The organism is Nocardioides sp. NPDC047086 (genome assembly GCF_040643685.1).
Classification (GTDB): Bacteria; Actinomycetota; Actinomycetes; order Propionibacteriales; family Nocardioidaceae; genus Nocardioides.
The window spans coordinates 21,421-45,331 of the sequence record NZ_JBEYUV010000020.1; the positions used below are offsets into that span (position 1 = coordinate 21,421).

Below are 23,911 nucleotides of genomic sequence, written 5' to 3' on the forward strand. Positions count from 1 at the left end.
GACGTGCGTCCGCGCGATGGGCGCGGACGGGTGGCGTCGCTGCTGACGAAGCCCGCTACGTGGGTCGTCGGCGTTATCCTGGTCGCCCTGGGGGCGACCTTCAGCTCGGGTCTGCAGAGCCTGTTCGCCGGTCTGCTGCCCGACGGATGGAGCGAGCCGGGCGACGGCATCAAGGTCGTGGACGTACGCCGTCAGCCGCTGAGCGGTCGCGTACTGATCCCGGACCCCGAATCGGCGCAGTTCGATGACCGGGCCGATGCGACGAGTTCCGTCAACGACCCCGAGTGGGAGGCTGAGCACGAGTGGTACGCCGCCGGCTACATCACCTGGGAGGTGACTCTCGTCGGGCGCCACAGCGACCCGGTGGTGATCACCGACCTGCGTCCGGAGAGGACCGGACCCTGCACGGAGCGGCTCGAGGCCGGAACGATCGTGGAGGACGTCCCGCAGGGTGAAGGCACGAAGATCGAGCTGAAGGCGGCTATCGACGCGAAGGTCCCGCAGCTGATCTCGGCAGATGACGGCACGGCGTACTTCGACGACGGCACGGTCACGCTGGCCAAGGGCGAGACGGTGGTGATCTCGATCGAGGCGACCAGTCAGGGACCGACCTGTGAGTGGATGCTCGAGGCCGACTATGTCGATCACGGCAAGCGCGAGACGATGACGATCAAGGCCCCTGGCGATCGTCCCTTCGCGATCACGGGTCTCATCGATGACCGCCCTTACGGCGCCACCTGGAGCGTTGCCTGTAAGCGCGCGATGACGCCCGAGGAAGTGGACGCGATCGGGATACCGGCCGACTGCTGATCGACCGAGTGGTCACAACGCAAGCCGAGGCGTCACGTACGTCGCTCGAGACGTCACCGTGATGCCGACTCGACCGACCTTAGTGACGCCTCGGCCGACGGGGGTGACGTCTCGGCGGGTCAGCGGAGCAGGAGGCGTACGGCGACGTCGATCGACTTCTCGACGTCCTCGGCGTCCATGCGGCCGGTGACCCAGGAGATGAGCGCGGAGAGCCATACATCGGAGATGATCCGGATGATGGCGGCCTCCTCCTCGGTGACCTCTCCGTGATCGGGGGTGCCGTGCATGGCGCGGGAGATGACGGTGGTCAGGCTGGTGCCGACCTCGTGGATCTCGCCGGTCACCGACTGGTCGGCGAACATGAAGGCGCGGACCAGGGCCTCGGTGAGCTTGGGCTGCTTCTGCAGGGCGCGGGTGCGGCGGTTGAGGACGTACATGATCCGCTCGTGGGCGGTGTCGCCCGGCGTCGCGCGGATGGCGGAGCGGTCGACGTCCTTGGTGAACTCGCGCGCCAGCGCTGAGACCAGCAGATGGATCTTGGAGGGGAAGTAGCGGTAGAGGGTGCCGAGCGCGACCTCGGCCTGCTCCGCGACGGCGCGCATCTGCACGGCGTCGAAGCCACCCTCGGCGGCGAGCGTGATCGTGGCGTCGAGGATGCGCCGGCGGCGCTCTCGCTGGGCCGCGGAGCCGCCGGTGGGTGCGGTGGCCGGCGTCGGGCCGTCGGTTTCTCGTGGCTCCGTGCTGACGGACGTCACTGGTTGTCCCCCCTAGGACTATGACCGGATCTCGATCTGTGGATCTCAGGCTAACCGCATCGGCGCCCGAGAGTGAAACACGTTCCTCCGTGAGTCTAGACTTGTAACACGTTCTACATCAGTCTCTATTCCAGAAGGCCACGGAAATAGTAGGAGGTTCCTGTGCCGATCGGCATCACCGACGACCATCAAGCCCTGAGCGAGAGCCTGCGCGACTGGGCCAAGGGGCTGGGTGGCATCGCGCTCGCCCGTGCTGCCGAGGGCTCCGCCGACGCGGACTTCGGCGAGGTGTGGCGAGGCGTCGAGGAGTACGGTGTCGCCGCCATCGCGGCGCCCGAGCCGAACGGTGGCGGCGGGACCCTGCTGGACGCGGCCGTCGCGCTCGAGGCATGCGCCCATGAGCTGCTTCCTGGCCCGCTGCTCGGCAGCGCGGTGGCCGCCTTCCATGCGGGGGCCGCCGGGCTCGACGACGTGATCGGCGCCGTCGCCGCCGGCGGCTGCGGGATCGCGCTCGACCCGGTCCTCGAGCTCGGCGAGCGGCTCCAGGGGACGATCCCGGTCGTCTACGACGGTGGGGGAGCGGACCATCTCCTGCTCGGTGCCCGTGGCGCCGACGGCGAGGAGCATTGGTTCTTCGTGGCGGCCGAGCGGGCGGACGTACGCCCTCACGCGGGTCCCGATCTGACCAAGCGGGCCGCCGAGGTGCACGTCGACATCGACGCCGGCGAGGCCGTCGAGGTCCCGGGTCTGCGCGGCGAGGCGGTGCGGCGTACGGCACTCACGCTCGCTGCTGCCGAGGCCTCCGGGCTCGCGCAGTGGTGCCTGACGACGGCTGTGGAGTACGCGAAGGTGCGCGAGCAGTTCGGGGCGCCGATCGGGTCGTTCCAGGCGATCAAGCACCTGTGCGCGCAGATGCTGGAGACCGCCGAGGCGGTGGCCGCCACCGCCTGGGACGCGGCCGCCGCGGCCGAGGACGGTGCCGTCGACCAGTGGACCTTCGCGGCCGAGGTCGCCGGCGTCACCGCCCTCGACGGAGCGGTCCGGGCGGCGCAGGACTGCATCCAGGTCCTCGGCGGCATCGGCTTCACCTTCGAGCACGACGCCCACCTCTACCTGCGCCGCGCGGTCGCCCTGCGCAGCCTCCTCGGTGGCGGCGACGCCCATGCGGTCGAGCTGGCGAGGCACGCCGTGGCCGGGACCCGCCGCTCGGTGCGGGTCGACCTGGACGGCAAGGACGAGGACACGCGTCCACGGGTGCAGGAGAGGGTCGCCGCGATCGCCGCGCTCCCCGAGGCGGAGCGCCGTGATGCGCTCGTCGACGCGGCCCTGCTCGCGCCGCACTGGCCCGCTCCGTACGGTCTCGGTGCCGGCCCTGTCGAGCAGCTCGTCATCGACGAGGAGCTGGCGGCCGCAGGCGTGTCTCGTCCCGACATCAAGATCGCCGGCTGGGCCGTGCCGACCATCCTGAAGCACGGCACCGACGCCCAGCGCGAGCGGTTCGTCGAGGCCTCGCTGCGCGGCGGCATCATCTGGTGCCAGCTCTTCAGCGAGCCCGGCGCAGGCTCCGACCTGGGCTCTCTGGCCACCCGTGCCGAGCGCGTCGAGGGCGGCTGGCGGCTGACGGGCCAGAAGGTGTGGACATCGCTCGCGGCCGAGGCCGACTGGGCGATCTGCCTGGCGCGCACGAACCCCGACGTCCCCAAGCACAAGGGCATCACCTACTTCCTGGTGGACATGCGCAGCGAGGGGATCGACGTGCGCCCGCTGCGCGAGCTGACCGGGGACGCCCTCTTCAACGAGGTCTTCCTGGACGGCGTCTTCGTGCCTGACGAGCTCGTCGTCGGCGAGGTCGACGGCGGCTGGCGCCTGGCGCGTACGACGCTGGCCAACGAGCGGGTCGCGATGGCCTCGACCAACCTCGGCGGCAGCGTCGAGCGCGCCGTCGCGCTCGCGACCGGGCGAGGCGAGGCCGACCTGGCTCGGGTCGGTCACGCCGTTGCCCTCTCCACGGTCTGCGCGCTGCTCGGGTTCCGCTCCACGCTCAAGGCGCTCGCCGGCCGCGGGCCCGGTGCGGAGTCGTCGGTGGCCAAGCTCCTGACCGTACGCAACCGCCAGGACGCCTCCGAGCTCGTGGTCGACCTGCTCGGCCCGCTGGCGCTCACCGACGACCCGCAGGTGCGTGAGGATCTGCACGAGTCCCAGCTCACCCGCTGCCTCTCGATCGCGGGCGGCACCACCCAGGTGCTCCGCAACGTCGCCGCCGAGCAGATCCTCGGCCTGCCCAGATAGTCCGCGGCGGCACAGCCGCGAGCCGCTAGGCTGCTCGGGTCGAACCTTGTACCCAGGGAGGCGGCGCTTGTCGGTGAGGACGATGCGCGTGACGGGCAGGGCGCGACGTGGCCATGCCACCATCGGGGCGGCGCTCGCCGAGGCTGCCGGCTCGCTCAGGGAGACCAGGATCCTGATCGAGCCGGGGACCTACGACGAGCAGCTGGTCGTGCGTGGAAATGTGTCGCTGATCGCCCGGGATCCCGGATCGGTGACGATCCGCTCGACCGCGGGCCAGGTTCTCGACAGCGACGGCATGGGGCGACTGGCTGGGCTGCGGTTCCAAGCCGATGCCGGGGAGGCGGTCGTCTGTCGGGGTGGGTCGCTCGAAGCACACCACATCGACGTCGAGACCCGCGGCCACATCGCTCTGTGGGCAGCACCGGGCACCCGGGTCGAGGCGCGCGACTCCACCTTCCGCGGTGGACGCGTCCTCTTCGCCGGAGCCGTGGGGACCGTCGGGAGCTGTGAGCTGTTCGACTGTCCGGACAACGCGATCGCGGTGATCGAGGGCGCGCGCCTCGATGTTCGCGACTGCCGCATCGAGCGTCCTCGTCACAGCGCGGTGTGTGTCGAGGCAGGCTCGTCGGCGACGATCCACTCGGGGCGCTTCGTCTCCTGCTACGACACGATGGTTGCGGTCATCGGCGCCGCCGCGCGGGCCGAGATCGACGGCACGATCATCGAGGACACCGGCACCGCGATCGGCTTCGCCGAGGTCGCGGCCGGAAGCGTACGCAACGTGACGGTGCGCCAGGCCAGGCACGCGTTCTCGTCGCGCTCGGGCGCGAACCCGACCGTGAACGACTGCGAGTTCCTGGACTGTGTGGAGACCGGCGTCAACATCTCCGAGCGGGGCGCTGGAACCTTCAGCGACTGCGTCATCCGGGACCCGGGACGATCGGGGTGTTCATCAAGGGTGACGGCGCTGAGGTGGGTCATTGGGGCACGGTCGACGTCAGTCGCTGCACGCTCGAGGGCGCCTCGGTGGGGATCGTCGTCGAAGGGGCGGAGGGCCGTTTCCGGGACTGTCGGCTGAACCGGCTCAGCTTCGCCGGTGTCCGGCTCCTGGGGGCTTCGTCGGCGACCTTCGACGAGCTGATCGTGACCGACACCCCGGTCGGGCTGGACGCCCGCGGGACCTCGGTGGGGAGGTTCGATCGGGCGATGCTCAGCGAGTGCCGCCCGCTCGCCGTCTCGGTGGTGGACGAGGCCCGGTTGACGATCTCGGAGAGCGTCGTGGCGGATTCCGGGGCCGGGGCCGGCGTCCAGGGCTCGGCGAGCCTGGTGGTGAAGAGCTCCGAGCTGCGCGACCTGGAGTCGTTCGGGATGATCGCGATGGCCACCAGCACACTGGTGCTCGACGGCAGCCGGCTCCTGAGACCCGGCGCGATCGGCGTCATCGGGCTCCATGACGCCTTCGTCGACGTCAGAGACACCACGGTGAAGGACGCGGCGGACATCGGCTTCCGTCTGCTCGACAAGTGCAGTGGTCAGATCGCCGGGTGCACCGACGGCGGCCGCCGGGCTCGCGGTGACCAAGAACGACTACGTACGTGTCGTCGGACTGACCTCCTCGCTTCGGACGATCACGACCAGCGCCGCGAGCGCGAAGGACCAGATCGTCGCGCAGGTGACGAACATCTACAACACCCCGATCTTCTTCAAGGAGTTCAGCGGGCAGATCGCCACGGGCAACGAGTCCGTGGAGCAGATCCAGAGACGTGAGGGAGAAGGTCGATGAGCGGCAGCGGTGAGGGCGGGAACATCTACAACGAGCCGATGTTCTTCGGGGACTTCAACGGGCAGATGGCGATGGGCAACCACAAGAGCGTCCAGCGTCAGTCCATCTCGGTGGGTGCGGGGGAGGACATCGCGACGGTCGTCGCTCAGGTGCTGAAGCAGCTCGGCGCCCTCGGGCTCCCCGAGGACGATCTGAACGACGCGGTCGTCCAAGGCCGGGTGGTTCTGGCGGAGGTCGCCAAGGAGGAGCCTGATCGCACCGTCGTACGCCGGGGCATCAACTACCTCAAGGGCGTGGTCGCGGGGATCGCGACCGGTGCCGTCGTAGGTGCGAACCAGGGCGCAGCCGAGATCGGTCAGCAGATCGTCCGTGATCTGGGCAACCTGATCCTCTGAATCTGTAGGCCGACCCTCGCGCCTCGAAGTAGAACACGTTACAGTTTCGGCATGGGAGACGAGACGCTCGATGCCGTACGCAGCGTGGTGGCCGAGGTCCTTGCCCGCGAGTCCGACCGGGGTGACTGGTCGGCCTGGGCGAGCGCCGGCCTGACCGCACTGCCCGTGCCGGAGGCCCAGGGTGGTGAGGGGTTCGGCCTCACCGAGATCGCTGTGCTGCTGCGGGAGGCGGGTCGCCATGCGGTCCGCGTGCCGGTCTGGGAGACGCTCGCCGTCGGCGCGCTGACGCTCGCGGGCCACGGTACGCCGGCGCAGCAGGCCGCGATCCTGCCCGGGGTGGCCGGCGGCGAGACCCTGCTCACCCCGGCATGGCTCGAGCCGGGACGGCCCCAGACCCCGTCGGCGACCTATCGGGACGGCACGGTGAGTGGGCGCCGGACCGAGGTGACGTACGCCGCCGAGAGCTCGCACCTCCTGGTCACCGCGACCTCCGCCGACACCGGTGAGGCGGTGGTGGTGCTCGTCGACCCGAGCGGGCCGGGTGTCACGCTGGCGCCCGCGAGCGTGTCGGGCGAGGTGCCGCAGCACACTGTCGTGCTCGAGGACGCTCCGGCCGACCCTTTGGGCGAGGGTGCCTTCGAGGCCCTGACCGCTCTCGCGACCGCCGGCCTGGCGGTGAGCGCCGCAGGCGTGCTCGCCGGTGCGCGCGATCTCACCGCCGCCTACGTGAAGGACCGGCAGCAGTTCGGCCGAGCCCTCGCGCAGTTCCAGGCGGTCGCGCTGCAGATGGCCGACGTCTACGTCACCTCCCGCACGCTCGACCTCGCCGCCGACAACGCGGTCGCCGCCATCGCGGACCAGCGAGCCGCCACGGTCGACCTGAAGGTCGCCGCCTACTGGGCCAGCCAGGTCGCGCCGTACGCCTTCCGCACCTGCCACCACCTCCACGGCGGCATGGGGGTCGACGTGACCTACCCGCTGCTCGGGTTCACCACCTGGGGCACCGACATCGCCCACCTGCTCGACACGCCGGCTTCGTCGGTCCCCGTCGAGACCGCCGAAGCCAAGAACCTCGAGCTGACCGAGGCGCAGCGGTCGCTGAAGGCCGAGGTCAGGACCTACTTCGCCGGGCTCTCGCATGAGGGCGAGCCGGGTGACCCCGGACCCGAGGGCTCCTGGGACCGGCACGGCCCGACGTACCAGAAGCTCATCAAGCAGCTCGGCGACGACGGCTGGATGGGGGTCGGCTGGCCCAAGGAGTACGGCGGCCACGGCCTCGGCGAGGTCGAGCAGACGATCTTCGCCAATGAGGCGCAGTACGCCGATGTGCACCTGCCGGCGGTGACCCTGCAGACCGTCGGCCCGACGCTGATCCGCTACGGCACTTCGATGCAGAAGGAGACGTTCCTCAACCGGATCCTCGCCGGTGAGGTGCACTTCGCGATCGGCTACTCCGAGGCCGAGGCCGGCACCGACCTGGCCTCCCTGCGCACCACCGCACGCCGCGATGGCGACCACTACGTCGTCAACGGTCAGAAGCTGTGGACGACCGGCGGTCACGCCGCCGACTACATCTGGCTGGCCGTACGCACCGACCCGGACGCCCCGAAGCACAAGGGCATCTCGATCCTGATCGTCGACACCACCGACCCCGGCTTCTCCTGGACCCCGATCATCACCGCCGACGGCTCCCACCACGTCAACGCGACCTACTTCAACGACGTCCGGGTCCCCGCCGACATGCTGGTGGGGGAGGAGAACAAGGGCTGGAAGCTGATCACGACCCAGCTCAACCACGAGCGCGTCATGCTCGGCCCGGCTGGGCGGATCGAGGGTCTGCGCGACCGGGTCCTGCGCTGGGCCACGGCCCAGGGTGTCACCGACAGTCCGGACGTACGCGCGCTGATCGGGAAGACCACCGCCGTCTTCCGGGTCAACGAGCTGCTCAACTGGGAGGTGGCCCGAGCGGCCGAGGCGGGCGAGATCGAGGTCGCGGACGCGTCCTCCTCGAAGGTCTTCGCCGCCGACCAGGTTCAGCACCTGCTCGCCGACCTGATCGCGCTGGTCCATCGACACGGCGATCCAGGCGACCCGGTCACGAAGAGTCTGCTCGACTACCTCGACGCCCAAGCGAAGCGGAACCTCGTGCTCACCTTCGGTGGCGGCGTCCAGGAGGTCCAGCGCGAGCTGATCGCGATGTTCGGTCTCGGGATGCCGAGGGTGCCGCGATGAGCGCGCCGGAGCAGTCGCTGGTGGACGACGCGATCCACGAGAAGATCATGGCCGCCGCCGAGGAGGTCAAGGCGTGGGGCGAGGCCGCCGAGCGCGAGGCTCGTGACCTGGTCAACCAGCCCACGATCAACAACTGGCTCGAGGCCATGGGTCTGGAGTCCGAGCGCTTCCATCAGGGCGAGGCGCCGCCGTCGATGGCGCAGGTGTGGACGATGTACGGCCAGGGCGGTCGTCATCCCGACCGCGATCCGCTCCACGCGATGATGAACGTGCTCACCGACGCCGGCTTCAACGGCGTCCTCGGCACCAACTCCGAGCAGAGCTACGACCGCTACCTCCGCGTCGGCGAGCAGGTCCGCGTCACCACCGCGCTCGACTCCGTCGTCGGCCCGAAGAGCACCGGCATGGGCGTCGGCTACTTCGTGACCTCGAGAAGCACCTGGTACGTCGGTGAGGAGCGGGTCGCGACGATGCTGTTCCGCGTCCTCAAGTTCATCTCGACAAGCTCGATACGGCGCATCCCCAAGGCCAAGGGCGGTGCGGCATGAGCGGCCCGGTGCGGCCGGTGATCGGCCGGGACAACGCGTACTTCTTCGATGGCGCCGCCAAGCAGGAGCTGCGGATCCAGAGCTGCAACGCCTGCGGCACCCTGCGACACCCGCCGGGGCCCGCGTGCCTGAGCTGCGAGGCCTACGACCGCGGCCATGTCGTCGCGAGCGGCGAGGGCACGGTCTACTCGTTCACCGTCATCCACGCCCCGAAGCTCCCCGGCAAGGAGCTTCCGCTGGTGGTGGCGCTTCTCGACCTGCCCGAGGGCGTACGCATGGTGGCGGAGGTGACCGGCGTGCCGCCCGAGGGCCAGGACGCCCTGCGGATCGGCGAACGGCTCGTCGTCGACTGGAACGTCATTGACGAGGAGCTGACGCTCCCGATCTGGAGGAGGCCATGATGAAGGTCGGCACAGTGAAGGTCGGCGACGAGATCCCGCTCTGGGAGCTCCCGATCACCCCGACGCTGGTCGTCTCGACCGCGCTCTCGACGCGCGACTTCCAAGACGTGCACCACGACCGCGACCGGGCCCAGGCAGCCGGCTCGAAGGACATCTTCATGAACATCCTCACCTCGACGGCGCTGTGCGAGCGCTACGTCACCGACTGGGCGGGGACCGACGTGCAGATCAAGGGGATCTCGATCCGCCTCGGTGCCCCGGCCTACCCCTACGACACGCTGTCGTTCTCCGGCGAGGTCACCGACGTCAGCGACGGGATCGCCACGATCACCGTCACCGGCGCGGTCTCCCTCGGTGCGCACGTGACCGGAACCGTGAGGGTCGCCGCGTGAGTCTGAGCAAGAAGGCCGCGATCGTCGGTATCGGTGCGACCGAGTTCTCCAAGGAGTCCGGCCGCTCCGAGCTCCAGCTGAGCGTCGAGGCGACCAGAGCCGCCCTGAAGGACGCCGGCCTCGAGCCGGCAGACGTCGACGGGCTGACCACGTTCACCATGGACACCAGCTCCGAGATCGCCCTCGCGCGCGAGCTGGGTCTCGGTGACCTGAGGTTCTTCTCCCGGATCAACTACGGCGGCGGCGCGGCCTGCGCGACGGTCCAGCAGGCCGCGATGGCGGTGGCGACCGGGGTCGCGGACGTCGTCGTCGCCTACCGCGGCTTCAACGAGCGCTCGGGCCAGCGCTTCGGCCAGGTGCAGCCCTGGGCCGCGCAGCAGGTCAACACCAACGGCATCGACAACTCCTGGACCTACCCGCTCGGCCTCAGCACGCCCGCGGCGACGGTCGCCATGCAGGCGCGCCGCTACATGCACGACTTCGGCGTGACCAGCGCCGACTTCGGAGCGGTCGCCGTCGCCGACCGGCGCCACGCCGCGACCAACCCGAACGCGTTCTTCTACCAGAAGCCGATCACGCTCGAGGACCACCAGGCCTCCCGGTTGATCGCCGACCCGCTGCACCTGCTCGACTGCTGCCAGGAGTCCGACGGCGCGGTCGCGATCGTCGTCACCAGCCCCGAGCGCGCCCGCGACCTGCCCCACCCGCCGGTCACGATCGCCGCGGCCGCCCAGGGCAGCGCCGCCGACCAGTACGTGATGACCTCCTACTACCGCGACGAGATCGGCATCCCGGAGATGGGCGTGGTCGCCAAGGACCTCTGGCGCCAGTCCGGCCTCACCCCGGCCGACATCGACACCGCCGTCCTCTACGACCACTTCACCCCCTACGTACTCATGCAGCTCGAGGAGCTCGGCTTCTGCGCCAGGGGAGAGGCGAAGGACTTCGTACGCGACGGAGCCATCGAGCTCGGCGGCCGCCTCCCGATCAACACCCACGGCGGCCAGCTCGGCGAGGCCTACCTGCACGGCATGAACGGCATCGCCGAGGGCGTACGTCAGGTGCGCGGCACCTCCGTGAACCAGGTCGCCGGCGCCGCCCATGTGCTCGTCACCGCGGGCACCGGCGTACCCACGAGCGGGTTGGTGCTGACCTCCTCCTGACCTCGCGCTGAAAGATTGCGCAAACACTTGCACCGTCAGATCTCGTTCTGACGGTGCAAGTTCTCTCTGTGCACTCCTGAGGGTTGACGTGTGATGGTGATCACTCTACGGTCTCTCTGCAAGATCTTGCAGCAAGATTCAGCCTTCGACGCAGGAGGAACCATGGCCAGACAGTTCATCGGGAGAAGGGCCATGGCCGCCGCACTTGCCCTCTCGGCGGGAGCCGCTGCCGCGCTCACCATCCCGTTCTCCACCCCCGCACAGGCCGCGCCACCGGGAACCAAGGACGTCACCGCGGTGATGTTCGAATGGAACTTCGCATCGGTGGCCAAAGAATGCACCACGACCCTGGGCCCGGCCGGCTACGGCTACGTCCAGGTGTCCCCGCCGCAGGAGCACATCCAGGGCGCCCAGTGGTGGACGTCCTACCAGCCCGTCAGCTACAGGATCGCGGGCCGGCTGGGCGACCGCACCGCCTTCAAGAACATGGTCGACACCTGCCACGCCGCCGGTGTGAAGGTCGTCGCCGACGCCGTCATCAACCACATGTCCGCGGGCTCCGGGACCGGCACCGGCGGCTCGTCGTACAGCAAGTACGACTACCCCGGCCTCTACTCGAGCTACGACCTGGACAACTGCACGGCCACGATCAGCAACTACCAGGACCGCACCAACGTCCAGGAGTGCGAGCTGGTCGGTCTCGCCGACCTCGACACCGGCGAGGACTACGTCCGCGGCAAGATCGCGGGCTATCTCAACGACCTCCTCTCGCTCGGCGTCGACGGCTTCCGGATCGACGCCGCCAAGCACATGGCCGCCTCCGACCTGGCCAACATCAAGTCGCGGCTGAGCAACCCCAACGTCTACTGGAAGCAGGAGGCCATCTTCGGCGCGGGGGAGGCGGTCTCGCCCAGCGAGTACCTCGGCAACGGCGACGTCCAGGAGTTCCGCTACGCCCGCGACCTGAAGCGCGTCTTCAACAACGAGAACCTCGCCTACCTGAAGAACTACGGCGAGGGCTGGGGCTACATGGCCTCGGGCAGCTCCGCGGTCTTCGTCGACAACCACGACACCGAGCGCGGCGGCGACACCCTCAACTACAAGGACGGCGCCAACTACACCCTGGCCAACGTCTTCATGCTGGCCTGGCCCTACGGCTCGCCCGACATCAACTCCGGCTACGAGTGGAGCGACAAGGACGCCGGCCCGCCCAACGCCGGCGCGGTCACAGCCTGCTGGCAGAACGGCTGGAAGTGCCAGCACGCCTGGCCGGAGATCAAGAAGATGGTCGCCTTCCGCAACACCGCCCGCGGCCAGTCCGTCACGAACTGGTGGGACAACGGTGGCGACCAGATCGCTTTCGGTCGCGGCAGCAAGGCGTACGTCGCGATCAACCACGAGTCCTCCTCGCTGACCCGCACCTTCCAGACGTCGCTGGCAGCGGGCACCTACTGCGACGTACAGACCGGCAACAACGTCACCGTGAACGGCTCCGGTCAGTTCACCGCCACCCTCGGGTCCAACACGGCCCTCGCGCTGCACGTCGGCGCGATGACCTGCAGCTGACCCCTTGCGCCGACCGTCCGGCACCCGAACGCAGGGGTGCCGGACGGTCGGCCACCTGACCCCGCCCAACCCAGAGAGGCCCCACCGGTGAATCGAAGAAGTGGCGCACACGGCGCGCCCCGGATGGTCGCGACCGCGCTCGCGACCGCACTGCTCGCCACGGCGTTGCAGACGGCGACATCGGCCCCGGCGACCGCCGCCGCGCCGAAGCCACCCTCGGACGCGAAGCTGGCCGCCGAGCCGGCCCGTCACGACGCGACGAAGGAGCAGTTCTACTTCGTGCTGCCCGACCGGTTCGCCAACGGCGAGACCGGCAATGACAAGGGCGGCCTGACCGGCACCCGGATGTCGACCGGGTTCGACCCGGCCGACAAGGGGTTCTACCAGGGCGGCGACCTGCAGGGTCTGACCGAGCGGCTCGACTACATCAAGGGCCTCGGCACCACCGCGATCTGGATGGCGCCGATCTTCGAGAACAAGCCCGTCCAGGGCGAGGGCGCGAACGCCTCGGCCGGCTACCACGGCTACTGGATCACCGACTTCACCCAGGTCGACCCGCACTTCGGCACCAACGAGGACCTCGAGACCCTCATCGACGCGGCCCACGCCAAGGGCATGAAGGTCTTCTTCGACGTCATCACCAACCACACCGCCGACACCGTCGACTACGCCGAGAAGACGTACGGCTACCGCCCCAAGGGTGCCTTCCCCTACCTCGACTCCGAGGGCCGTCCATTCGACGACGCCGACCCGGCCTCCGACGGGGTGAAGGTCGACGAGGACTCGTTCCCCTACACCCCGGCGAGCACCGGCGAGATGGTGCCCTCCTGGCTCAACGACCCGACGCTCTACCACAACCGCGGCGACTCCACGTGGGAGGGCGAGTCGACCACCTACGGCGACTTCAGCGGCCTGGACGACCTGTGGACCGAGCGCCCCGAGGTCGTCGAGGGGATGACGAAGATCTACCAGCGGTGGGTCCGCGACTTCGACATCGACGGGTTCCGCATCGACACCGTCAAGCACGTCGACCTGGACTTCTGGACCGAGTGGGCGACCGCCCTGGACGCCTACGCCGCCAAGCAGGGTCGCGAGGACTTCTTCATGTTCGGCGAGGTCTACTCCGCCGACAGCGACGTCACCTCTCCGTACGTCACCCGTGGCCGTCTCGACGCCACCCTCGACTTCCCGCTCCAGGACGCGGCCCGCGCCTACGCCTCGCTGGGCGCTCCGGTCGACCGGCTCGCAGGAGTCTTCGCCGACGACTACAAGTACGCCACCGACAAGGCCAACGCCTACGAGCAGGTGACTTTCCTCGGCAACCACGACATGGGCCGGATCGGCACCTTCCTCGCGGCCGACCACCCCGACGCGACCGACGCCGAGCTGGTCCAGCGTGCCCGGCTCGCCAACGAGCTGATGTTCCTCTCCCGCGGCAACCCGGTCGTCTACTACGGCGACGAGCAGGGCTTCACCGGCGCCGGCGGTGACAAGGACGCCCGTCAGACCCTGTTCGCCTCGAAGGTCGCCGACTACCTCGACGACGACCAGCTCGGCACCGACCGCACCCATGCGGTGGATGCGTACGACACCAGCCACCCGATCTACACCGCGATCGCCGCGCTGGCGAAGCTCCGCAAGGACCACCCGGCGCTGACCGACGGGGTCCAGAAGGAGCTCTACGCCGCGGACTCCGTCTATGCCTTCTCGCGCACCGGCGAGGACCGTGAGTACGTCGTCGCGGTCAACAACGCGACAGAGGCGAAGACCGTCACGCTGCCGGTGGAGTCGGCCGCCTTCCAGGCGGTCTACGGCGGCGAGGCCACCCCGGAGGCGGTCGACGGGAAGCTCGAGGTCACCGTCCCCGCGCTCTCCTCGGTCGTGCTGCGCGCCGAGGACGAGCTCCCGAAGGCCGACGTGAGGCCCGCGCTCTCGCTGAACGCCCCGGAGGCCGGCGCCACCGGCATGGTCACCCTCACCGCCGACCCGGGAAAGACCGCCGGCGCCCGCGTCGTCTTCGCCGCCCAGATCGGCAACGGGAAGTGGCGCACCCTCGGCTCCGTCGACCACGCCCCCTACAAGATCACCCAGTACGTCCCTGCGGCCGTCGCCGAGGGCACCGCCCTGCGCTACAAGGCCGTGGTGGTCGACCGCGACGGGCGCACCGCGAGCGACCTCGCCGAGACGACGGCCGGAGCGGTCCCTGAGGCCGAGAATCCGAGCGCCGTCGACCGGGACTACGCCGTTGTGCACTACCGGCGCGCCGATGGCGACTACAGCGGCTGGACCCTGCGGGCCGGCGATCAGGGCGGCAGGTTCAGCGGCCGCGACGCCTACGGCACCTTCGCGTGGGTGAAGCTAGCCGACGGCGCGTCCTCGGTGACGTACACGCTCGAGAAGGACGGCACCGCCGACGGAGCCCAGCGGACGATCGACCTCGCCGAGACCGGCGAGGTCTGGGTCGAGGCCGGCAGGGACGGCCAGCAGACCACCAGGCCCGACGGGGTCTACCCGGCGCCCGACACGTCGAAGGCCGTCATCCACCTGCACCGCGCCGACGGCGACTACGCCGGCTGGGGCCTGCACACCTGGACCGGTGCGGCCACCCCGACCGAGTGGTCCAAGCCGCTGCAGCCCACCGGCGAGGACGCCTACGGTGTCACCTTCGAGGTGCCGCTGGTCGACGGCGCCACCTCGCTCAACTACATCGTCCACAAGGGCGACGAGAAGGACATCCCGAACGACCGCTCGCTCGACCTGACCACGTACGGCCACGAGGTCTGGCTCAACTCCGGTGACACCGGCTATCTGCTCCCCTCGGTCGGCTCGGCCCCCGAGCTCGACCTCGCCAAGGCGCACGCACAGTGGATCGACGAAACCACCGTCGTGCTGCCGAAGGAGAGGGCCAGCGGCTCGGCGCTGTCCACCCAGCTGGCCTACGACCGCGACGGCGGCATCAGCGTCGAGGAGGGTGCCCTCAGCAGCGAGGGCCGCTGGCTGCGGCTCCAGGCCGCGTCGCTGAGCGAGGCGCAGAAGGCGCGGTTCCCGCACCTGAAGGAGTACGCCGCCTTCACCGTGGATCCTCGCGACCGCGACCGGATCCGGGAGGCGCTCGCCGGCCAGGTCGTGCTCACCCAGCGTCTCGGCAACGGCGCCCTGGTCACGGGCACCGGCGTCCAGACGCAGGGCATCCTCGACGACCTCTACGCCGCGAAGGCGAAGAAGGCCTCGCTCGGGCCGGTGTTCAAGGGCGGCAGGGTCACGCTGTCCGTGTGGGCGCCGACGGCGCACACGGTGAAGCTCGAGGTCGGCGGGAAGACCGTGCCGATGCGTCGCGACGACGCCGGCGGCGTCTGGTCCGTGACCGGGTCCGCCTCGGCCTGGCGCGGCAAGGAGTACCGCTACCTCGTGACGGTGTGGGCACCGAGCGTGCAGAAGGTCGTCACCAACAAGGTCACCGACCCGTACTCGGTCGCGCTCACCGCCGACTCCGAACGCAGTCTCCTCGTCGATCTCGGCGACAGGGCGCTCGCCCCCAAGGGCTGGACCGGTCTGAAGAAGCCGAAGGCCGTGGCCATGAAGGACGCCCAGATCCAGGAGCTCCACATCCGCGACTTCTCCGTCGAGGACGAGACCAGCGACCACCCGAGCGGCTACCTCGCCTTCGCCGACAAGGACAGCGACGGCTCGAAGCACCTGCGCGAGCTGGCGGAGTCCGGTACGTCGTACGTCCACCTGCTGCCGGCCTTCGATATCGCCACCATCCCGGAGGAGAAGAGCGACCAGGCCACCCCGGACTGCGACCTCGAGTCGTACGCCCCGGACAGCGAGAAGCAGCAGGAGTGCGTCGCCGCGGCAGCCGCGGGGGATGCGTACAACTGGGGTTACGACCCCTACCACTACACGGTCCCGGAGGGCTCCTACGCCACCGACCCGGACGGCGCCGACCGCACCGTGGAGTTCCGCGAGATGGTGAAGGCGCTCAACGAGGACGGCCTGCGCGTCGTCATGGACGTGGTCTACAACCACACCACCAGCAGCGGCCAGGCGAAGACGTCCGTGCTCGACAAGATCGTGCCCGGCTACTACCAGCGGCTCCTCGCCGACGGCTCGGTGGCCAACTCCACCTGCTGCGCCAACACCGCTCCTGAGAACGCGATGATGGGCAAGCTCGTCGTCGACTCGATCGTGACCTGGGCCAAGGAGTACAAGGTCGACGGCTTCCGCTTCGACCTGATGGGCCACCACCCCAAGGCCAACATCCTGGCCGTCCGCGAGGCCCTCGACGCGCTCACCCTCGAGAAGGACGGGGTCGACGGCAAGAGCATCGTCCTCTACGGCGAGGGCTGGAACTTCGGTGAGATCGCCGACGACGCCCGCTTCGTCCAGGCCACCCAGAAGAACATGGCCGGCACCGGCATCGCGACCTTCAGCGACCGTGCCCGAGATGCCGTACGCGGCGGCGGCCCGTTCGACGCCGATCCGGGTGTCCAGGGGTTCGCGAGCGGCCTCTACACCGATCCCAACTCCTCGACCGCCAACGGCTCCGAGGCGGAGCAGCGGGCCCGGCTGATGCACTACCAGGACCTGATCAAGGTCGGGCTGTCCGGCAACCTCGCGGACTACACCTTCACCGACACCCACGGCCGCCAGGTGAAGGGGGCCGAGGTCGACTACAACGGCTCGCCGGCCGGGTACGCGGCCGCGCCGGGAGACGCGCTCGCCTACGCCGACGCCCACGACAACGAGTCGCTCTACGACGCGCTCACCTTCAAGCTGCCCGCCCTGACCAGCACCGCGGACCGCTCCCGGATGCAGGTGCTCGCCATGGCGACGGCCGCGCTCTCGCAGGGTCCGGCGCTCTCCCAGGCGGGCACCGACCTGCTGCGCTCGAAGTCGCTGGACCGCAACTCCTACGACTCCGGGGACTGGTTCAACGCCATCCACTGGGACTGCGAGGACGGCAACGGCTTCGGTCGCGGTCTGCCGCCGGCCACCGACAACCGCGACAAGTGGCCCTACGCGAAGCCGCTGCTCGCCTCGGCCGCCGGCCCCGACTGCGCGGACATCGAGGGTGCCTCGGCCGCCTATCAGGACCTGCTGAGGATCCGTACGACCGAGCCGGCCTTCCACCTGGCCACCACCGGCCAGGTCCAGGAGAAGCTCAGCTTCCCGCTCTCGGGCAAGGACGAGACGCCGGGTGTCATCACCATGCGTCTGGGTGACCTCGTCGTCGTCCTCAACGCGACCACGACGACGCAGCAGCAGCGGGTGAAGGAGGCCGCGGGCGCCGGCTACCGGCTGCACCCGACCCAGGCCGAGGGCACGGACGCGGTCGTGAGGTCGGCCTCGTTCGAGGCGGGCTCGGGCACCTTCACGGTGCCGGCCCGGACGGTGGCGGTCTTCACGCGCTGAGCCGGACGAACGAGACAGAACAGACGCGGCCCCGGCTCATCGAGCCGGGGCCAGCGGCTTCCTTGCCAGGAAGCTCAGGATCAGGAAGGGCTGTTGCCGGCGATAGCGCCGACCACCACAAGTGCGATGACGACCAGGGCGGCGATGACCATGAGGCCGGCCGGGCTCCGGAAGTCGAACATGGGGATTCCTTTCGGCTAGTTCGGCGACAGGCGTCGAGTGGGGAACGAGGGCCTGCGGACGCGTCGGGAGCGGCAGCACCGGCGATGCCCGCGGCGTCGCGTATACATAACCAGCCGAGCTCTCGATGCGCGTAGGGTCGAAGGTCCCAATTTTTACCGTGGCCATTCACGTCTGGGCAGATATGTGATATGGCAACAGTTCGCCTCGTGCGCGTCTGTCAAGGATAGTCGGGCGCCGGAGTCGGCCGACGGGTGGCCTCGCCGAACGCGCCGCGTCTGTGAGGCCCGTCACCTGGGCCCGTCGCCTGGGCCGGTCAGCCCAGTCCGGCAGCATGCCTCCCGGCCCGTCGTCCGAAGTAGGAGCCGTCGCCGAGCTGCATGCCGGAGGCGTAGCCCTTGGCGTCCTGGGCGAGGTTGGCCGCGCAGGCGCCGGCGGCGTAGAGGCCGGCGATCGCGGAGCCGTCCTCGCGGCGTACCTCTCCGTCGACGGTCGTCGCCAGACCGCCCATGGTGAACCCGGCGTACAGCGCCTTGCCGAGGGAGAGGTCGTAGGCGCCCCACGGACCGGTGTCCTGCGGCTCGGTCCACTCCGGTGCCTTGTGGAGCTCCGGGTCCTCGCCGTCGGCGGCGTGGGTGTTGTAGGAGGTCAGCGTCGCGTTCAGGGCGTCGAAGGGTACGCCCAGGCCGGCCGCCATCTCCTCGACCGTCTCCCAGCCGTCGATGAACGGGCACAGCGGCATCTTCGGGTGCTCGATGTGCGCGGAGTCGACGATCAGGAACGCGGCCGAGTCCGGCTGCTCCATGACGAAGGCGGCCGTACGGGCGTGGTAGGAGTCCTCCGGCACGAACCGCTTGCCGTGCTTGTTGACGATGATCCCGGTGAGCAGGATCGAGGGCGGGTAGAACGGCGCGGTCTGGAACGGCTCGTCCATGAACCGCCAGCGGCCGCCCGCCGAGGCGCCGAGGCGCAGCCCGAGACCGTCGTCGTAGGTGGAGGCCAGCGGGAAGAGCTTCTCGCCGAGCCGGGGCGTGTGCTCGGCGACCATGTCACCGTTGCCGACGAAGCCGCCGGCGGCGAGGACGACCGCCTTGGCCCGGATCGCGCCGCGCTGCTCGAACCGGCGCCAGGCCAGGCCGACGACCCGGCCGTCGTCGATCACCAGGTTGGTGGCCCCGGTCTCGTAGCGGATCTCCGCGCTGGTCTCGGCCAGGCGGTCGGCCATCCGGTCGACGACCAGCTTGGCGCCGCCGGTGTCGCCCGGAACCGGCACCTTGTGGCCGCGCGGTGCCGGGACGGCGAGGTCGCGGAAGGGGTGGACCTTCTCGTTGCCGGTGTACATCAGCCCCTCGGTGCCGGGCTGGATGACGGCCTTGCCGGGCCAGAAGGTGCGTTCGAACTCGAAGCCGAGCGCCTCGAGCCAGTCGAAGTGCTCGACCGAGTCGTCGCAGTAGGCCCGGATCTTGTCGTCCTCGGGCTCCTTGGAGACCGCGTGGATGTAGTTGAACATCTCCTCGGCCGAGTCCTCGATCCCGGTCGCCTTCTGCACCGCGGTGCCGCCACCGAGGTAGAAGTGGCCGCCCGCCATCGCCGAGGTGCCGCCGGGCTCGGCGGCGCGCTCGAGGAGGATCGTGCGGGCGCCGGCCCGGGCCGCCTCCAGCGCCGCGGCGCCGCCGGCCACGCCGAAGCCGACCACGATCACGTCGGTCTCCTCCGACCAGCCGCCGAAGCGCTCCTCGACGTCGGCGGGGGAGAGTACGTCAGGGAGCGCTGTGCCGCTCATGCTCATCGCACCCGCCTCCCGCTGGTTGAGCCGCCGGAGCCGTTAGGCGGAGGCGTGTCGAAACCAACACAGCCCTCACGGGACGCGGATCGACTGTGTTGGTCTCGACACGGATTCGCTCGTTCCTCACGAATCCGGCTCGACCGACGTACGCGGCTCATCGCACCTCCTCGCTTCGCTCGGTCGCTCCCTCGCTCGGCGCAAGCGGACGAGCAAGCTCGCCGCGCGACCTCGCTCCGGTCGCCTCCAGGTAGCAGTCGGCGAGGACGGGGGCGCCGTCGCGGGCCGGGTCCGTCGAGGAGATCGTGGCTCTGATCAGGATCTTCGGCTCTTCGTCCCAGGCTTCGATCGAGATCGTCTCGCCGGGGAAGACGATCCCGGCGAACCTCGCGCCGAACCCGGCCACGCGGGTCGCGTCGCCGTCCAGGAGCAGGCCGGTCGCCTCGCGCAGGACGATCCCGTAGGAGCACAGCCCGTGCAGGATCGGCTTCGGGAATCCGGCCTTCGCGGCGAAACCGGGGTCGGCGTGCAGCGGGTTGCGGTCGCCGCACAGCCGGTAGAGCAGCGCCTGCTGCTCCGTGACGTCGTACGCAGCCACCGCATCCGGCGCTCGGTCGGGAACCGGCAGCGAGGTCGAGGGCCCGCGCTCACCCCCGAAGCCGCCCTCCCCGCGTACGAAGATCGAGCTCCGGACCGTCCACAGCGGGTCGCTGGACGGAGTCGCGGCGACGCCCTCCTGGACGATGACGGCCGCCTTGCCCTTGTCCCAGACCTCGACGATCCGGGTCGAGACGACGGCCTCGCCGGAGGTGGGGATCGGGCCGTCGACCCTGATCTCCTGGGAGCCGTGGAGCACCGAGGCCAGGTCGATGTCGCAGCCCGGCAGGTCGAGCGAGGGCGGCTCGGTGACGTGGAAGGTGGGCGCCACGACCCCGAAGGACGGCAGCACGGTCAGGGCCTCGGAGTCCAGGGTATAGCGCAGCGCCGCCGGGTCGGTCGCGTCACCGGGACGCGAGCCGGCGCCGATGCCGAGGTGGTAGAGCAGCACGTCGGACGAGGTCCACGAGAACGACTGGGAGGGCAGCGAGGCGCCGATGGCCTTGGTGGGGTCGATGGGCATCAGTTGCCCTGCTCGGGTGAGACAGCCTTCAGAGCGCAGTCCTCGGCGGCCAGATAGCCGAAGACCAGGGCCGGTCCGATGGTGGCGCCGGGGCCGGCGTAGGTGCGGCCCATGACGGCGGAGGAGGCGTTGCCGGCGGCGTACAGGCCCTCGATGGCGGAGCCGTCGGGGCGGAGCACGCGGGCGCGTTCGTCGGTGACCAAACCGCCCTTGGTGCCGAGGTCGCCGGGGGCCATCTTGACGGCGTAGAACGGCGCCTGGTCGATGACGTTGAGCGAGCAGTTCGGCTTGACGGTGGGGTCGGAGTAGTACTTGTCGTAGGTCGACTCGCCGCGATGGAAGTCCTCGTCGACACCGGACTCGGCGAAGCCGTTGAAACGGGCCAGGGTCTCGCGCAGGCCGTCGGCGGGCACCTCGATCTTCTCGGCCAGTGCCACCACCGTGGAGGCCTTCACGACGACGCCGTCCTTGAGCCAGCGCCCCGGGAACGGCTGGCCCGGACCCAGCCCGGCGAAGATGTAGCGGTTGCGGTAGCGCTGATCGAAGACCAGCCAGGCGGGCACGTGCGAGATGCCACTCTCCTGGCCGCGATAGATCTCGTGCACGGCCTCGACGTAGGGAAGCGCCTCGTTCATGAACCGCCTGCCGGCACCGTTGACGATGATCGAGCCGGGCAGGTTGCGCTCGGCGAGCGCGAACCACGGCCGCCCCGGGAACGGGATCGTGGGGCCCCACCAGGACTCGTCCATCAGGTCGGTGTCGGCGCCGGCCGCGATCCCGGCCAGGATCCCGCCGCCGGTGTTGGAGAAGGCGCCGGTGGTCCACTCGACCGACGTCGGCGCGGGCAGGTACTTCTCCCGCATCTCCAGGTTGCGCTCGAAGCCACCGGAGCCGAGGATCACGCCGCGGCGCGCCCGGATGACGCTGGTCGGACCGGACTCACCCTTCCGCACCTCGACGCCGACGACGCGGCCGCCCTCGGTGACGAGGCCGACGAGCTCGGTCTCGTAGCGGATCGGGACACCCGCCTCGCTCAGCCCCTTGCGCAGCCCGATCGCGAGCGCCGCGCCCATGGCGTACATCTTCCTGCCGAGCAGGCCGGCGAGGATCCGGGCGACCGCGATCTTGACCATCGTGATCGGGCCCCTGATCGTGCGCATGCCGAGGCTGATCTTTCGGAAGTCGGCCTGGGTGACCACCATGTTGACCGGCGACTTCGTATAGGGCGGGTGCAGCCGGTCGAGCTCGGAGCCGATCACCCGGGCGTCGAGCGGGACCGGTTCGACGGAACGGCCGGCGCCGCGGCCGCCGGGGGCCTCGGGGTGGTAGTCGGCGTAGTCGGGGACCCACTTGAACCGCACCGGCGTCTTCTCGCACACGAAGGAGAGCACCTCCGGGCCACGGTCCAGGAACGTCTCGCGGCGCTCACTGGGCACGACGTCGCCGACGATCGACTCGAGGTAGAGGCTGGCGGCCTCGGGGGAGTCCTTCTGGTGGGCCGCCTCGAGGGCGTGGTTGCGCGGGATCCAGACCCCGCCGCCTGAGCGCGAAGTCGATCCACCGAAGTACGCACTCTTCTCGATGACGACGGTCTCGAGCCCGTGACGGCGGGCGGCCGCGAGCGCGGCGGTCATCCCGGCGCCTCCGGCGCCCACGACCACGACGTCGTAGGTCTCCTCGTCGGTTCGTCCCATGGTGCTCCCTCAACCTCGTGCGATCAGCCGGTGCTATCTAAGAACTGAAACACGTTCTACCATAGACGACAGTCGACGAAACACGCCCGGGGACTCGACAAAACTGGAACGTGTTCTAGGATTGATCCATCGGCAGCGCACGACCCGCGCCGCCCGAGGACATCTGGGACACCATGCAGGAAGGCAGAGCGGTGAGCGAACCGACACAGCGCCCCCACAAGGACGCACAGACCGTCAGGGACGGGGTGCAGGACCTGCTGCCCGCGATCAGGGAGCGTGCCGAGGAGACCGAGCGTCTCCGGGTCGTGCCCGAGGCGAGCGTCAAGGAGCTGGAGGAGGTCGGCTTCTTCAAGCTCCTCCAGCCGACCCGGTTCGGCGGTCTCGAGGCCGAGCCGGTCGACTTCTACACCTGCGTACGCGACATCGCCTCGGCGTGCGGCTCGACCGGTTGGGTCTCCAGCGTCCTGGGCGTGCACCCCTGGCAGATCGCGCTCTTCGACGACGAGGCCCAGCAGGCGGTCTGGGGCGAGGACCCCGACACCCGGGTCTCCTCCTCCTACGCGCCGATGGGGAAGGCCTCGCTGGTCGAGGGCGGATTCCAGCTCTCCGGACGCTGGTCGTTCTCCTCCGGCTGCGCGCACGCCACCTGGGTGCTGCTCGGCGGGCTCGTCTTCAACGACGAGGGCCATGTGGTCGACTTCCGTACGTTCCTGGTGCCGCGCGAGCGCTACGAGATCGTCGACGTCTGGAACGTCGTCGGTCTGGCCGGCACCGGCTCCAACGACATCGTGGTCGAGGACGTCTTCATCCCGGAGAGCTTCACGCTCTCGATGGCCGAGACCGGTCGGTGCAAGGGTCCCGGGCAGGCGGTCAACACCGGCGACCTCTACAAGCTGCAGTTCCACTCGCTGTTCACCACCACGATCACGACGCCGATCATCGGCATGGCCCGTGGCGCCTACGACGAGCACGTGACGATGCAGCAGAACCGGGTCCGCGCCTCCTACGGTGAGAAAGCGTCGCTGGACCCCTTCGCCGCGGTCCGCGTGGCGACCGCCTCCTCCGACATCGACGCCGCCTGGGCGCTGCTGATGGGCAACATCCGCGAGCAGCAGGCCCACGTCGCCCGCGGCGAAAAGATCCCGATCACCCAGCGGCTGCGGATCCGCCGCGACCAGGTCCTCGGCACCCAGCGGGCGATCGACGCGATCGACCTGCTCTTCGAGGCCTCCGGCGGCCGCGCGCTGGCCAACGGCACCCCGCTCCAGCGCGCCTGGCGCGATGCCCACGCGGGTCGTGTCCACGCCGCCAACGATCCCGAGCGGGCGCTGCAGATGTACGGCGCCTCCGAGTTCGGGCACAAGGTCGACCCGGGGATGTACTGA

The 23,911-nt window shown here is 69.8% G+C and carries 17 protein-coding genes; 13 read left to right on the top strand and 4 right to left on the bottom strand.

Annotated elements, in window-relative coordinates:
• The first annotated feature begins 3 nt into the window (after positions 1-3).
• Positions 4-810: a hypothetical protein gene (locus ABZ796_RS15610; RefSeq protein WP_357337999.1), complete on the top strand. Its 807-nt coding sequence runs from the start codon at positions 4-6 to the stop codon at positions 808-810.
• Positions 811-929: 119 nt separating this feature from the next.
• Here ABZ796_RS15610 and ABZ796_RS15615 read toward each other — a convergent pair whose 3' ends face one another.
• Positions 930-1,565, bottom strand: coding sequence for a TetR family transcriptional regulator (locus ABZ796_RS15615; RefSeq protein ID WP_357338001.1), 636 nt, complete (start codon positions 1,563-1,565; stop codon positions 930-932).
• 162 nt (positions 1,566-1,727) lie between these two features.
• Between ABZ796_RS15615 and ABZ796_RS15620 the strand changes: the two genes are divergently transcribed.
• The 11 genes from ABZ796_RS15620 to pulA all read left to right on the top strand — a co-directional run bounded on the left by ABZ796_RS15620 (position 1,728) and on the right by pulA (position 17,749).
• The gene (locus tag ABZ796_RS15620) at positions 1,728-3,854 is read left to right on the top strand and encodes an acyl-CoA dehydrogenase (protein WP_357338003.1); all 2,127 of its coding nucleotides are present in this window, start codon (positions 1,728-1,730) and stop codon (positions 3,852-3,854) included.
• A gap of 88 nt (positions 3,855-3,942) precedes the next feature.
• Positions 3,943-4,932, top strand: coding sequence for a right-handed parallel beta-helix repeat-containing protein (locus ABZ796_RS15625; RefSeq protein WP_357338004.1), 990 nt, complete (start codon positions 3,943-3,945; stop codon positions 4,930-4,932).
• Positions 4,881-5,621, top strand: coding sequence for a right-handed parallel beta-helix repeat-containing protein (locus ABZ796_RS15630; RefSeq protein ID WP_357338006.1), 741 nt, complete (start codon positions 4,881-4,883; stop codon positions 5,619-5,621). Before ABZ796_RS15625 ends, ABZ796_RS15630 begins: the two co-directional genes overlap by 52 nt.
• Before the next feature lie 12 nt (positions 5,622-5,633).
• Entirely contained in the window at positions 5,634-6,032 is a 399-nt protein-coding gene (locus ABZ796_RS15635) for a hypothetical protein (protein WP_357338008.1), read from the top strand.
• Between the two features lie 51 nt (positions 6,033-6,083).
• On the top strand, positions 6,084-8,264 hold the full coding sequence (locus ABZ796_RS15640; RefSeq protein WP_357338009.1) for an acyl-CoA dehydrogenase: 2,181 nt from the start codon (positions 6,084-6,086) through the stop codon (positions 8,262-8,264).
• On the top strand, positions 8,261-8,812 hold the full coding sequence (locus ABZ796_RS15645) for a MaoC family dehydratase N-terminal domain-containing protein (RefSeq protein ID WP_357338011.1): 552 nt from the start codon (positions 8,261-8,263) through the stop codon (positions 8,810-8,812). Before ABZ796_RS15640 ends, ABZ796_RS15645 begins: the two co-directional genes overlap by 4 nt.
• Complete coding sequence (locus ABZ796_RS15650; RefSeq protein WP_357338012.1) at positions 8,809-9,213, top strand: OB-fold domain-containing protein; 405 nt, start codon at positions 8,809-8,811, stop codon at positions 9,211-9,213. Before ABZ796_RS15645 ends, ABZ796_RS15650 begins: the two co-directional genes overlap by 4 nt.
• The gene (locus ABZ796_RS15655; protein WP_357338014.1) at positions 9,213-9,605 is read left to right on the top strand and encodes a MaoC family dehydratase; all 393 of its coding nucleotides are present in this window, start codon (positions 9,213-9,215) and stop codon (positions 9,603-9,605) included. The genes ABZ796_RS15650 and ABZ796_RS15655 overlap by 1 nt, the downstream gene beginning before the upstream one ends.
• Positions 9,602-10,768, top strand: coding sequence for a lipid-transfer protein (locus ABZ796_RS15660; RefSeq protein ID WP_357338016.1), 1,167 nt, complete (start codon positions 9,602-9,604; stop codon positions 10,766-10,768). Before ABZ796_RS15655 ends, ABZ796_RS15660 begins: the two co-directional genes overlap by 4 nt.
• Before the next feature lie 162 nt (positions 10,769-10,930).
• A complete protein-coding gene (locus ABZ796_RS15665) occupies positions 10,931-12,334 on the top strand; it encodes an alpha-amylase family protein (RefSeq protein WP_357338018.1) in 1,404 nt (467 codons plus the stop codon).
• 87 nt (positions 12,335-12,421) lie between these two features.
• Complete coding sequence (gene pulA / locus ABZ796_RS15670) at positions 12,422-17,749, top strand: pullulanase-type alpha-1,6-glucosidase (RefSeq protein WP_357338020.1); 5,328 nt, start codon at positions 12,422-12,424, stop codon at positions 17,747-17,749.
• Between the two features lie 496 nt (positions 17,750-18,245).
• Here the strand turns inward: pulA and ABZ796_RS15675 are convergent, their stop codons facing one another.
• From ABZ796_RS15675 to kstD, 3 genes are all read right to left on the bottom strand, one after another.
• Complete coding sequence (locus ABZ796_RS15675; RefSeq protein WP_357338022.1) at positions 18,246-19,712, bottom strand: FAD-binding protein; 1,467 nt, start codon at positions 19,710-19,712, stop codon at positions 18,246-18,248.
• A gap of 157 nt (positions 19,713-19,869) precedes the next feature.
• Positions 19,870-20,832 carry a MaoC/PaaZ C-terminal domain-containing protein gene (locus ABZ796_RS15680; protein ID WP_357338024.1) on the bottom strand — a complete coding sequence of 321 codons (963 nt, stop codon included), beginning with the start codon at positions 20,830-20,832 and terminating at the stop codon, positions 19,870-19,872.
• Positions 20,832-22,526, bottom strand: a complete 1,695-nt coding sequence (kstD, locus tag ABZ796_RS15685) for a 3-oxosteroid 1-dehydrogenase (protein WP_357338025.1) — start codon at positions 22,524-22,526, stop codon at positions 20,832-20,834. Before kstD ends, ABZ796_RS15680 begins: the two co-directional genes overlap by 1 nt.
• A gap of 191 nt (positions 22,527-22,717) precedes the next feature.
• On the opposite strand from kstD, the gene hsaA reads away from it, so the two are divergent.
• On the top strand, positions 22,718-23,911 hold the full coding sequence (hsaA, locus tag ABZ796_RS15690; protein WP_357338027.1) for a 3-hydroxy-9,10-secoandrosta-1,3,5(10)-triene-9,17-dione monooxygenase oxygenase subunit: 1,194 nt from the start codon (positions 22,718-22,720) through the stop codon (positions 23,909-23,911).